Source organism: Pseudoteredinibacter isoporae (assembly GCF_040372805.1).
In the GTDB taxonomy this organism is placed as follows: domain Bacteria; phylum Pseudomonadota; class Gammaproteobacteria; order Pseudomonadales; family Cellvibrionaceae; genus Pseudoteredinibacter; species Pseudoteredinibacter isoporae_A.
This window is the reverse complement of record NZ_BAABWJ010000001.1, coordinates 945,715-958,204: the sequence shown is the minus strand read 5'-3', so window position 1 is coordinate 958,204 and position 12,490 is coordinate 945,715. Positions and strand designations below refer to the sequence as shown.

At 49.3% G+C, this 12,490-nt stretch carries 9 protein-coding genes; 3 read left to right on the top strand and 6 right to left on the bottom strand.

The genetic code is table 11. From position 1 onward, the window contains the following. Nucleotides 1–2: 2 nt before the first annotated feature. Both ABWW03_RS04310 and ggt read left to right on the top strand, forming a co-directional pair. Complete coding sequence (locus ABWW03_RS04310; protein WP_353406586.1) at nt 3–3,026, top strand: TonB-dependent receptor domain-containing protein; 3,024 nt, start codon at nt 3–5, stop codon at nt 3,024–3,026. Nucleotides 3,027–3,168: 142 nt separating this feature from the next. Next, nucleotides 3,169–4,923, top strand: coding sequence for a gamma-glutamyltransferase (ggt, locus tag ABWW03_RS04305; RefSeq protein WP_353406584.1), 1,755 nt, complete (start codon nt 3,169–3,171; stop codon nt 4,921–4,923). Between the two features lie 48 nt (nt 4,924–4,971). Here the strand turns inward: ggt and ABWW03_RS04300 are convergent, their stop codons facing one another. From ABWW03_RS04300 to ABWW03_RS04290, 3 genes are read right to left on the bottom strand one after another with little or no spacing between them, the layout of a single operon-like run. Then, nucleotides 4,972–5,766, bottom strand: a complete 795-nt coding sequence (locus tag ABWW03_RS04300) for a substrate-binding periplasmic protein (protein ID WP_353406583.1) — start codon at nt 5,764–5,766, stop codon at nt 4,972–4,974. 6 nt (nt 5,767–5,772) lie between these two features. Continuing rightward, entirely contained in the window at nt 5,773–7,998 is a 2,226-nt protein-coding gene (locus ABWW03_RS04295) for an ATP-binding protein (RefSeq protein ID WP_353406582.1), read from the bottom strand. Between the two features lie 2 nt (nt 7,999–8,000). Continuing rightward, nucleotides 8,001–8,750 carry a response regulator gene (locus ABWW03_RS04290; protein WP_353406580.1) on the bottom strand — a complete coding sequence of 250 codons (750 nt, stop codon included), beginning with the start codon at nt 8,748–8,750 and terminating at the stop codon, nt 8,001–8,003. A 147-nt stretch (nt 8,751–8,897) separates the two neighbouring features. Here ABWW03_RS04290 and ABWW03_RS04285 point away from each other — a divergent pair, with 147 nt between their 5' ends. Continuing rightward, nucleotides 8,898–9,467, top strand: a complete 570-nt coding sequence (locus tag ABWW03_RS04285) for a gamma carbonic anhydrase family protein (RefSeq protein ID WP_353406579.1) — start codon at nt 8,898–8,900, stop codon at nt 9,465–9,467. 48 nt (nt 9,468–9,515) lie between these two features. Here the strand turns inward: ABWW03_RS04285 and ABWW03_RS04280 are convergent, their stop codons facing one another. The 3 genes from ABWW03_RS04280 to ABWW03_RS04270 all read right to left on the bottom strand — a co-directional run bounded on the left by ABWW03_RS04280 (nt 9,516) and on the right by ABWW03_RS04270 (nt 12,487). Beyond that, nucleotides 9,516–11,321 carry a DUF885 domain-containing protein gene (locus ABWW03_RS04280; protein WP_353406578.1) on the bottom strand — a complete coding sequence of 602 codons (1,806 nt, stop codon included), beginning with the start codon at nt 11,319–11,321 and terminating at the stop codon, nt 9,516–9,518. A 260-nt stretch (nt 11,322–11,581) separates the two neighbouring features. Continuing rightward, entirely contained in the window at nt 11,582–11,920 is a 339-nt protein-coding gene (locus ABWW03_RS04275) for a hypothetical protein (RefSeq protein WP_353406577.1), read from the bottom strand. A 6-nt stretch (nt 11,921–11,926) separates the two neighbouring features. After that, nucleotides 11,927–12,487 carry an RNA polymerase sigma factor gene (locus tag ABWW03_RS04270; protein ID WP_353406575.1) on the bottom strand — a complete coding sequence of 187 codons (561 nt, stop codon included), beginning with the start codon at nt 12,485–12,487 and terminating at the stop codon, nt 11,927–11,929. Between the last annotated feature and the right edge of the window lie 3 nt (nt 12,488–12,490).

Here is a 12,490-nt window from a genome sequence, read left to right as displayed (position 1 = left end):
ATATGTTTAAACCGCACCCATTAAGCATTGCCATACTGGCAAGCTTAAGCGCAGGGTCTGCAGTAGCCCAAGAGACATCTTCCCTCGAAGAAGTCATCGTCACTGGTACCCACATTAAAGGCGTTGATGTTGCTGGCGCCTTACCTGTTAGCCAACTCGGAAAAGAAGATCTCGATTTGGCAGGCGCCTTAAGCACCGAAGAGTTAATTGGAGAACTGCCCCAGGCAGGTCAAGTTGAATTCAACAGTTCCAGTGAAGGTACGTCATCGAACAATGTCCGTGGTGATGTTGCTTCAATCAATTTGCGAGGCCTCGGCGCCGACAGCACATTGGTTCTGGTCAACGGTCGTCGCATGGTATTAAACCCGTCTTCCTCTACCCGCGATGGTGTACCCATTCAATTTGTGAACAGCGCCATGATCCCAGCCTCCGGACTTGATCGTGTTGAAGTGCTGCGTGATGGTGCTGCCGCCATTTACGGTACCGACGCAATTGCTGGTGTTGTTAACTATGTCCTGGATACGGACTACGAGGGTTTCGAAATCAAAACCCGTTACGGTTCCGGGCACTCCAACAGTCTAGGTGAAACCTCCGTTCAGCTGCGCGGCGGCTTTGAGTTTAACGAAGGTGCATCCAATCTCACTTTGTTCGCCAGCGATTTCAATCGCTCTGGTGTCACGGCTCAGGAAATTGATTACACCCGCAGCAGTGATTTCCGAGATACCGATCGCACCCCAGCGTTGTTTGTGGGTGATGCTTCCCTGCGTAATCTGTCGACCTTTACCCCTTGGGGGCAATTTAATCTGGGTCAGCTAAACAGTGACGGCAGTTTCACACCGGTTGGTGTTTCCGGTATTGCCCGCAGCAGTGATGGTCGCTTTCACTTACAACCCGAAGGTGCTTCGGGTGGTGTCAGCTATCAAGGCGGCCTGGAAATTGATGACGGGACGTTGAACAGCGATCTGCGCTACAACATTAATGATCTGCGCATGATCATACCCAACCTTGAACGTCGTCAATTTTTTACGACGTTTACCCATGAATTTGACAATGGTATGGAATTCTTCTCGGAAGGTTCTTACTACGAGTCGGAGTACGATACCTTTTTCGGACCAAACGTCATCTCCGACGTGAATAAAATGTACATCCCAAGCACCGCTTACTACAACCCCTTTGGTGCGGTTGGAAACCCAAATCGCCTGGCAGGCTTAAGTACCGATGATGTTCCCGCTGAAGGACTGGATGTAAAAATTGATCGTTTACGTTTATACGATACCGGTCCTCGTAAGATTCAAACCGAAAGCGATTCTTACCGCTTCCTGTTTGGCCTTCGCGGTACCTGGGATGACTGGGATTGGGAAACCGCGGCATACAGCTCTGCGGCCAAAGCAGAAGACAGTCAGTTGAGTGTGAGCCGCAGTAAATTTTACGCAGCTGTTTCTCGCTCTACCCCGGACGCTTACAACCCCTTCACCGGTGGTAACTTTGCCGATCCGGCCAACGGAGACCCAAGCAGTGGCGGTGATGCCTCTGAGTTCACCGTGAATGTCCAGCGCAAAAACAAAACGGAAATCAGCGGTGTAGACTTCAAGGCTTCCACGCCAAACCTGTTCACTTGGGCCGGTGGTGATGTCGGTGCGGCTTTTGGTATTGAACAACGTCGTGAGACCTATAGAGATGATCGCGATCCGTTATTGGACGGTACCATCACCTTCACACACCCATTGAGCGGCGAGTTTTTCAGCAGCGATGTAATGGGCGTAAGTGCAACACCGGATACCTACGGTGCTCGCGATGTCTATTCCGCATACGCTGAATTCTTGGTGCCATTGATGGACGAATCTATGGGCGTACCTTGGGTACAAAGCCTGGATGCTCAAATCGCATTACGTGCCGAAAACTATTCCGATGTTGATGAAGATATTCTGAAACCAAAATTTGCGCTGTCCTGGCGCCCGAGCGAATGGTTACAAGTGCGCAGCGCTTACTCTAAAGGTTTCCGCGCCCCCAACCTCGAAACACTGAACCTCACCGTACAAGAGCGCTTTAACAACAACCAAAGTGACTTCCTGCGCTGTGAGGCCGGTCAGTCACTGGGTACGCCTGAAAGTGATGTGGATGCCTGCTCCCAGTCAATCAACACTCGTCGTTTAGGCAATAAAGACCTGCAAAGTGAGGAGTCGGAAAACCTGACCTTTGGTTTTGTACTTGAACCTCTGGAAGGCCTGGTGTTTACCGCGGATTGGTGGCGCATCGAACAGGAAGGTGTTGTCGGCTTATTCGGTCGCGATAACCACCTGATTCTGGATCAAATCATGCGCTTAAACGGCAGCAGCAATCCCAATGTGATTCGCGCAGATGTCACCGCACAGGATCAGGCTGAGATCGATGCTTACAACGCCGCAAACGGTACCAGCCTTAGCGCCGTAGGGGCATTGTTGCACGTAAACGACACGTTCCTGAATTTGCAGCCACGCACAATTGAAGGTGCTGACCTGAGTGTAAGCTACGATACGGAAGAATACAGCTTCGGTAGTTTCACCCTGAAGTTCGACGGTGCCTACATCGCCAAGTGGGATCAGGAAGCATCCCCTCAAGTTGAAGAACTTCAGCAAGCGGTCGCGAATAATCCTCTGGTTACCGGTTCAGTATCGGCGTTCAGCAGTGGTTCCCGTATTCAAGACGAAGCCACACCACGCTGGCGTGCAAAAGCCAGTGTCACCTGGCGCAACGAAAACTGGCGCGCCGGTGTCAGTGCTCGCTACGTTGGCAAAGTTTACGATCCCGACGTAAAACAGGATGACGATCCTAGTATTATTTTGAAGATCCCATCCTGGACAACCGTAAACACCTACGTGAACTATCGCTTCGAAGGTGGTGTACTCGACAAAACCAACATCCGTTTGGGTGCGAACAATCTGTTCGACGAAGAGCCACCTTTGTTTGATGCTTCACGAGGTTACAGCCCGGCACTGCATTCCGCCCGTGGCCGTTATGTTTATCTTGATGTGAGCAAGAAGTTTTAGGGGCCTGATGGCCCCACCCCTCACCCTCGTATAGCAAAGAGGCGGCTACCCGCATGCTTGATCTCTACTGTGAGTGCAGTTTATACGAGTTTTTGCCCGTCTCTGCTACGGGCTTTTTTTCCGTCTTATCCGCTGATGAATTATGAATATATCGATTAAAAAAGCTTGTGTTCTCGCCTGTAGCAGTCTGCTACTGTTCAACACCCAAGTGCCCAGCTCTCAGGCGCAAACCGCCCATGGCTCAGAAGCGATCATCGATTTGGCCGGCCAGTTCCACCCCGTGGTTGGCCGTAAGGGTATGGTGTCCAGCCAGGAAGCCAGAGCCAGTCAAATCGGCGTCGACATACTTCGTCAGGGTGGCAACGCCGTCGATGCGGCTGTCGCTGTCGGCTTCGCTCTCGCCGTTACTCTGCCCAAAGCCGGTAATATAGGTGGTGGTGGTTTTATGCTGGTGCACAATGCAAATACTCAGGACACCCACGCCATTGATTATCGAGAAACGGCGCCGGCCGCCGCTCATCGAAATATATTCCTTGATAAGGACGGTAGCGTAAACAAGCAAAAAGCGCGCAACAGTTTTCAAAGTGCCGGTGTTCCCGGCACCGTAGCGGGCCTACTGCTGGCATTAAAAAAATACGGCAGCATGAAACCCATTCAGGTTATGGCTCCGGCTATTAAACTCGCCAGAGAAGGATTTGTATTGTCAGAAGAACTGGCGCTGGAACTCCAACAACGTCATTCCCAATTAAGCCGTTCAAAGGCCGGACAGCACATTTTTTACAAACCCGATGGCAGCTTTTATAAAGCCGGTGAAAAGTTGGTGCAAAGGGATCTGGCCAACACGCTGGAAAAAATAGCCTTGTCGAATGGTGAATCGTTCTATCAAGGCGAAACCGCTGAGTTGATTGTCAAAGATTCACAACGACACGCTGGCTTAATGACCCGCGAAGACCTCAAACACTACAAACCGGTTTTACGCAACGCTGCCACTGGAAAATATCGTGGCTATGAATTGGTCACCATGCCACCACCCAGCGCCAGTGGTATTCATATTATTCAAATGCTCAATATTCTGGAAAACAGCCAATTGCAAAATGTTCCCCATAATAGTGCGGCACATTTGCACCAGCTGAGCAGCGCCATGCAATTTGCTTTTGCCGATCGCAGTGAACATTTGGGTGATCCCGATTTCTATGATGTCCCGGTTGATATCATCACCAGCAAGTCCTACGCCAAAAAGCTTGCGGAAACAATCAACCCGAATCAAGCCAAGACCGCAGCCGAAGTTAAGCCGCTGGATGTTCAGGTCTTTAAAGAAAGCCCCGACACTACCCATTTTTCGGTAATTGATAAAGACGGCAATGCCGTTTCTAACACCTACACTCTGAACTTCAGCTATGGCTCAGGCATTGTGGTTAAAGGTGCCGGTTTCATTTTAAATAATGAGATGGACGACTTTTCTGCAAAGCCTGGTGAGCCCAACGCCTTCGGTTTGCTCGGCAATGAAGCCAACGCCATCGAAGCCGGCAAGCGCCCATTGAGCTCTATGGCACCCACTATTATTTTCAAAAACAATAAACCTTTTATGATTACGGGTAGCCCGGGTGGCAGCAAGATTGCAAATGCCGTGCTGCAAACCATCAGCAATGTGATTGATTATGATATGAACATTGCTCAGGCCTCTTCAGTACCCAGAATCCACCACCAATGGTTGCCCGATGTCCTGAACTATGAATCGGGCATCAGTGCCGACACCGTAAAGATTTTGAATCAAATGGGTTACACCACTAAAACCAGTAAGGGCATTGGCAGCACACAGTCCATATTGGTCAAAGGTGGAATCGTCTACGGGGCTTCCGACCCGAGACGACCCGGCGCAGCAACCATCGCTGAATAAGCTATCTGGAAATGGAAAGGCATACCTGCACGCTGTCGGCGTGCAGGTTTAGAACGTTTTCAAAAATCGATCTTCGTCAGGGCTGTTCATCCGTTCGCCCATAATTTTCGCCAGCGAGCCATTATCGTCCAAACGCTGATAACTCGCTTTGAGTTCTTCCAGCATCTGTTTATCCGTCTCGAGACTGGCAGCGATATAAAGCCCTTTGGAAATACCCTCCAGTTTAATGACGGGCTCAAAACGATTGCAGTCCACTTTTTCCTTTTCGCACAGCGTTAACAGCCCGGCAGAACTCGAGGCAAACAGCTCAACCCGTTTGCGCAAGAGCTTGTGGAAGTTTTGCCGGTTGGAGTTTACCTGCTCGACATTATCAACACCGTGCGCACTCAAATAGACGTGGTGCGCATGAAAATTAACCACACCCACTTTGTAACGATTGATCTCATCCAGAGAATCGACCGTAATATCAGTGCGTTCACGCAGCTTGAAAAGATAATAGTGAACCGGTGTAATTTGACCAATCCAGTGAAATTTATCTTCCCGAACCGAGGTTCTGGCCAAGGGGTAAATAATGACATTCGCCTCTGTTTCCGCACGGCGATAAGCGCGCTTCCAAGGCGTAAAGTATAAATTGTAGTCAAAGCCTGTTTGAGCAATAAGCTCCTGTACCAGCTCAGTCGCCTGGCCATCGGCCAGATTATCGCGGCTGCGATAAGTGATGGGGGTTTTTTCTGTGAGGACGTCCAGCTTGGGTTCCGCCAGACTGCTTGATGCTCCAAGTCCGCTCCCCAATAACAGTGCCGCTAACACACTCCAGGAGAAACGCCGAGGTAATCGCTTCATTATTATTTACATCTTATTCGGCTGATATTGATTGATTGCACTCTGCGTTATTCTCATTGTTTTCATCCACAGCGCATACGTCGCGGGGCTCAATATACCATCATCGTCAGCGAAACTCTCAAATAAATCGAGCATGCCTTTGAGACCGAAATTGCCAGCCAGGCCCTTCAACTTGTGTAACTGCTCCTTGCTGATCACTTGTCCAGCAACAACGCCCTCTTCTTCAGACATGTTTTTTTGAAGTTCTTGCAAGGCTTTGTCATACAGCTGAGCCGCAGGCTCCAAGCCCAGATTACTGAAATGCTCGTGCACGATATGGTTGTCCAGAGCCAGATTTTGGCAAGCGATGTCATCGGCTAGCAGTTTGATCAGTTCCGGATAGTCCACCGGTTTTTCAATCACGCCATCCATACCCGCCTGATAGCAGCGCGACTTGGTTTGTGGGTCAACATGGGCAGTAACACCATAAATCACGCCACAGTAACCCATTTGCCGCAGCTGCCGCGTGGCTTCAATTCCATCCAGACTGGGCATATTGACATCCATCAACACGGCCTGGGGATTCTCTTCGTTCGCCAGGGCAATGGCTTCTAAACCATTTTCCGCACTCAGTACACTGTGCTGGCTTTCTTCAAAATACCATTTCGCCAGATTCACATTCATCTCAACATCATCAGCGACCAGAATGCGCATGGGACTGATTGAATGCCCTTGTTGCTTTTCATCAATAGTGGGCATTTGCTGAGCGTTTTTAACAGGCACTTCAAAGAAGAACTCCGAGCCTTCCGACTCTCGGCTGCTGTAGTCAATCCTGCCGCCCATTTTTTCAACAATGGCTTTACAAATAGCCAGCCCCATGCCCGCACCGCCATACATGGCGTGAATGTTTTTATCCGCTTGTTGATAGGGAGCAAAAATAATGTCTTTCGCATCTTTTGTAATGCCCACACCGGTATCACTGATGGTGAATTTTAAAAGGCTCGTTTCGGCAGTTTTCTCCAGACAAACCACATCGAGGTGAATCTCACCGTCACGCGTGAACTTAATCGCATTGTTGATCAGATTCAGTATCACCTGGCGCAATCTTTCTGAATCAAGCTCTATATATCGTTCAACATCACGGGCAATGTGATAGCTGAGTTGATTCTGGTTTTTCTTCGCCGATGTGCTCATTAAAAAAACAATGGAGCCAATCAGCCTTTCCAGATCAAACACCTTATCCGTCAGTTCCAGCTCGCCCTGCTCATTGCGCGTATATTCCAAGGCATTGTTCATAAGACTCAACAGCGATTCACAGGCATCGTTAATCGAGTCCACGTATTGCGCCTGGGCTTGGGGCAGGCCGCTGTCCGAGAGAATTCTCAGCAGACCCAATATTCCGTTCATTGGCGTCCTGATTTCATGACTCATTACCGCCAGAAAATCAGACTTGGCTTTACTTGCAGCCAAGGCGGATTGTTGTTCTTTTTTCAGCTCTGATGTTCGCTCGAGCACCTGGGCCTCAAGGTTTCGATTGGCCGCTAAGATCTGCTGGTGTTGGTGCTCAATGGTCTTCAATTGCTGATTGAAGGCCATCAACAACATACCGATTTCATCCCTCTGATGCGCCTCTGGGACATCAATACTTTGAATTTTCTCTGGCCGACTAACCTGCTGGCTCGCCAACAAAATCGACTTGGTCACACCGAAGTAGAACACCAGCATGATGCAGGCCGCCAACACAATGTTGCGGATAATGCCAAACACAAAGGTCAGCATTGACCGTTGAATAAAGGCCTGCGCTTCATTGGCGGGATCCACTTGAATAAAGAGAACTCCCACATTATCAGACGTCTGATGTTGAAGGGACGTTTCAATATTACGCAAATCACCGAATAACCATCGCCCAAGATGCGACACCTCCTCTGGCGCCTTGCTCGCGCTCGCCAACACATTGCCGTAGTTATCCTGAATACTGGCCTTAAGAATAAAACGGTTATTGAGCAGTCCGGCAACAATTTCACCCGCCGTCGCATCATCCAGATTGTAGGCCGCAAATTGCGCGGACTTAATCGCTGTACTCAGAATTCTCTGGACGTCATTGTCGTGATTGTTTCTTTGCTGAAAATAATCCGCCGTCAGCTGGCCGCCGGTCAGAAGTAATCCAATCAGAAATGCGACCAGAACAATGTTTCTGGTTTGCTTAAACGCCAGACGTTGGTGAAGGGGAAGCTTATGCTGCTTATACGGCACGGTCAGGAATCTGCCGATTCGATAGGTGCAATAAATAGATAACCTGCGCCGTGTACGGTGCTGATGTATTTCGGCGAACCTTTATCGTCGTTGAGCTTTTTTCTCAAACGCGCAACCATCACATCGATGGTACGATCTGTAGGGTACCAATCCCGACGCTGCATTTTATTCATGAGTTGATCACGACTCAGCACCAACCCCGGATTGGCCAGCAATGCCGCCAGGAGCTTGTACTCGCCCTCAGTCAAGCTCACTTCCTGACCGTCCTTGTGAATTAACAGGCGGCGACCGGGCAAAAAGCTCCAACAGTCAAAATTAATCTGTTCGCCCAATTGATGAGTATTGTTGAGCGTTTCCTGGTGCAGTCTCGAACTCAGGTTTTTCACTCTCACCATCAGCTCGCGAATATTGTAGGGTTTAGTGACGTAATCATCGGCCCCTAACTCCAGCCCGACGATACGATCAATATCATCAGAACGCTGGGTTACCAGAATGATGCCCATATTCGAACGACTGCGAATTTCACGGGTTAAGGCGAGGCCATCACCATCGGGCAAAGTGATGTCCAATAACACGATATCGATGGTCTTCTGGGCAAGCAGTTCTCTCGCCTGGCTGCAATTGTGGGCTTTATAAACCTCATAAGGCTGCTGATTAAAATAGCTGTACAGCAGTTCCATACTGGCTAACTCATCTTCAACAATGAGAAGCGTCGTAACTTTATTGGTGGCCTTGCTGGATGGATTAATCATTTATCGGTCTGCGCACATAGGGACTGTTCAAATTATAACCCATCTGCCGTTGGCTCCAACGGCCAGCAAGGGCTTTTTTGTAAACCAATGATTATCCTTTAATATGCCCGCATAATCTAAACGACCCAAATCTTTCATGAGGCCCCTATGAGCACTGATGTACCTTCAACCCCCAGCCCAGCCATCCGGTCTCACAAAGGCATGAGCCCCAAGCTCGGCGAGCGGGTAATGATTGATCCTGCCGCTGTGGTGATTGGCGATGTCGAACTCGGTGACGACTGTTCCGTATGGCCCTGCACGGTAATTCGGGGAGATATGCACTCTATTCGCATTGGGCAGCGTTGCAGTATTCAGGATGGTTCGGTTTTACACATCACCCACGCCAGTGATTTCAATCCCGGTGGCTGGCCATTGACTCTGGGCGATGATGTGACCGTTGGCCACTCGGTTAATCTGCACGGTTGCACCCTGGGCAGTCGAATTCTGGTTGGCGTCGGCTCGACCATCATGGATGGTGCCGTAGTTGAAGATGAGGTGATTATTGGCGCCGGCAGTCTGGTGCCACCGGGTAAACGTCTGGAATCCGGCCACCTCTATGTCGGCTCACCGGTTAAAAAAGCCCGTCCGTTGAAGGAAAAGGAACGTAACTTCTTTCCCTACACTGCCGGTAATTACGTCAAACTCAAAGATGAATATCTGGCGGAACTGGAAGAATAGTTTTCGCGGGCCGAAAAGAAAAAGGGCAGCTGAGCTGCCCTTTTTTATTTACGCCTTATTCTTAGCGATATACTGGTCAACTTGCTCTTCCAGAATATCGAGAGGCAGCATACCGTTACGCAAAATCACGTCGTGGAACTTGCGAATATCAAATGCTTTACCCAGTGCTTTTTTCGCTTTCTCGCGCAGCTGCTGAATTTTGATTTGACCGATCTTATAGGCTGTTGCCTGACCTGGCATAACAATGTAACGCTCAATGGCTTTCACCACGTCAAGTTCAGGGCTTGGAGTATTGTCACGCAAGTACTGGATCGCCTGCTCACGAGTCCATTTTTTATCGTGAATGCCAGTGTCGACAACCAGTCGGCAAGCGCGCCACAATTCCATGGACAGACGACCAAAGTCAGAATATGGATCCTGGTAGAAACCAATTTCTTTTGGCAGGGTTTCTGAGTACAGACCCCAACCTTCAGTATAGGCTGTGTAACCACCTATTTTACGGAACGTTGGAATGCCATCCAGCTCCTGAGCAATCGCTAACTGCATGTGGTGACCCGGAATACCTTCGTGGTAAGCCAAAGCTTCCAGTTCATAAACAGCCATTTGATCCATGTCGGCCAAATTTACGTAGTAGCGACCTGGACGGCTGCCATCCAGAGCAGGACGTTGATAAAACGCGCGACCGGCCGAATCTTCACGGAATGGTTCGACGCGAGTAACCTCAAGATCGGCCTTCGGTTTGGTCAGGAACAACTCGTCCAAACGAGACTTCATAACATCGATGGTTTTAACTGCATCGTCCAGATACTTCTGACGGCCTTCATCGGTATTTGGCAGTTTAAACTGCTCATCTGTGCGCATAAATTTGAAGAAGGCTTGCAGATCACCTTTAAAGCCAACCTTGTCTTTAATCGCACGCATTTCATTGTGAATACGAGCCACTTCTTCCAGACCCAATTTGTGGATCTCGTCAGCGGTCATATCGGTGGTGGTCATGTCCTTCAGGCGATACTTGTAGTATTCCTCACCCTTTGGAAATTTCCATACACCGTCACGGGTATCTGCGCGTTTTTCCTGCTCACCCAGAAAATCTACGAGTTCGCTATAAGCGGTTTTAAATTCACCCAACAACGCCGTTTTACCGCTGTCCAACAGCTTGGTTTTTTCTTCCGCACTGATTTCGAGTTTGTTTACTTTGCCCTGGAAGTCCGCCCAGATTGGGTTATCTTTGTCAGCTTTGGCATCGAAAGGTTTACCCGCCAGGATGTTTTTGCTGTCGCGAATCACCATGGGGAAAACAAACTTCGGTGGAACCACGCCAAGCTTTTCACTGGCTTTCAAACGTACGATCAGCTGATCGAACAGCGGCTTCACTTTTTGCAGGCGGGAAATATAGGCTTCAGCGTCGCTGACATTATCGATACGGTGCATATTGATCAGGAAAGACGGCAGCTGGGACTGAATACCGTGCATCTGATTCACAGGGTAATCGTAGTCACGATAACGATCCGCGTAGATATCGTCTTTGGCTTCAGCTTCGAACAGGCGATAGCTCAGCTTTTCCTGTTCACTGAGTTTGCTGAAGTCGAGTTTCTTCAACTCTTCCAGATGCTTTTTAGTCAGGGCCAGATCACGGTCATCCTGGGCTGATGAAAAATCACCCCACTCGCCGTATTTCTTCTTCATCCCCAGGTATGTCAGATACATGGGTTTGTCGGCCAGCGCCTCTTTGAAGGTTCGATCAAAAAAGGCAGCGGCCTTTTCCGATTCAGTCTCCTGAGCCAAAGCAAGGTGGGCACTGCTGGCAGCCACCAGCGCTACCGCCATGCGGGTCGCTTTCGTCATCAACTTCATTAGTCTTCCTCATGCTATAGCTCCTGACGGCGGCTCAATGTGAAAGCCGACCAACAGAGCAAATATTGCCCTTTTGAGGCACGTGTTAAGAAATTTGGATTCGGTGCTTTGATTGATTGCACCCTACTATTGCACTTTTATTGCACTTTCTATGGCAGTTTTTATTGTATTTAAACTTACAATACTGATTTACAGTACTTAGACGAACAAGGGCCAGTGATCGCCACCGGCCCTTGTGAAAAAAGTGCTCTATTTAACGCTTATAGCTCAAATAGGCGAGTTCGATCATTCCATACAACCAAAGCAGACACGGCCAACATGCTAAGGCCCAGACCCAACAGTGTCGCCCAGTTTGCGCTCGGCTGGGTGAAAATTGAGGCGAAGCCCTGCAACATCGATTGTATGGGCAAAATGGCGACTACGATGGCAGTGGAGATAATGCCCGACCAGATCACCAGGCGATTCGGCTTGGCTTTGGCACGCTCGGGCTTGGCCGGTAACTGGGCCATTAATGCCGCCGTAAAGCCATCGTCTTCAATATAGTCGTTTTGGGCCTTCAGCTCACGCTGAAGAAATAATTCAAATTCTTGATCATTCATTGCTACTTATTCCCCCGCTACTTGAGCGGTTGCGGGTATGGCCAACAAACTCTTCAACTTCTGTTTTGCCCGCTGAACATGGGATTTTACCGAACCCACGGGACACTGCAAGATTTCCGCAGCTTCACTATGGCTCATACCTTGAGTATAACACAGGTCAATGGTTTGCCTTTGAATCTCCGGCAGCTGGGCCAGGGCTTGATCAAGGTCCCTGCTATCACCCACATGCTCCAGATCAGAGCCTGCTGCCGAATGCACATTATCAATGTCTTCAAAGGTGTCCTGGAAATTGTTCTTCTTAATCTTCTTATAATCGAGGAAGGTATTATAAGCGATTCTATATAACCAGGTACTCAGCTTAGCGTTGGACTGAAAACTGTCCAGCTTGCGGAAGGCCTTAAGAAAGGTCTCCTGCGCCAGATCATCAGCCAAAGCATCGTTCTGACACCACTGCCGCAACGACGCGCGCAGTCCAGATTGATGCCGATTAACCAGTACAGCAAAGGCGCGTTGGTTACCCGCCTTTACTACCAGGTCAATCAGTTGTTGGTCGCTAAGCTCTATCACTAA

Bases quoted from the DNA above. Each gene is read 5' to 3' on its own strand.
- ABWW03_RS04285 (WP_353406579.1), top strand. From the start codon at position 8,898: ATGAGCACTGATGTACCTTCAACCCCCAGCCCAGCCATCCGGTCTCAC.
- ABWW03_RS04310 (WP_353406586.1), top strand. From the start codon at position 3: ATGTTTAAACCGCACCCATTAAGCATTGCCATACTGGCAAGCTTAAGC.
- ABWW03_RS04290 (WP_353406580.1), bottom strand. From the start codon at position 8,750: ATGATTAATCCATCCAGCAAGGCCACCAATAAAGTTACGACGCTTCTC.
- ABWW03_RS04275 (WP_353406577.1), bottom strand. From the start codon at position 11,920: ATGAATGATCAAGAATTTGAATTATTTCTTCAGCGTGAGCTGAAGGCC.
- ABWW03_RS04300 (WP_353406583.1), bottom strand. From the start codon at position 5,766: ATGAAGCGATTACCTCGGCGTTTCTCCTGGAGTGTGTTAGCGGCACTG.
- ABWW03_RS04280 (WP_353406578.1), bottom strand. From the start codon at position 11,321: ATGAAGTTGATGACGAAAGCGACCCGCATGGCGGTAGCGCTGGTGGCT.
- ggt (WP_353406584.1), top strand. From the start codon at position 3,169: ATGAATATATCGATTAAAAAAGCTTGTGTTCTCGCCTGTAGCAGTCTG.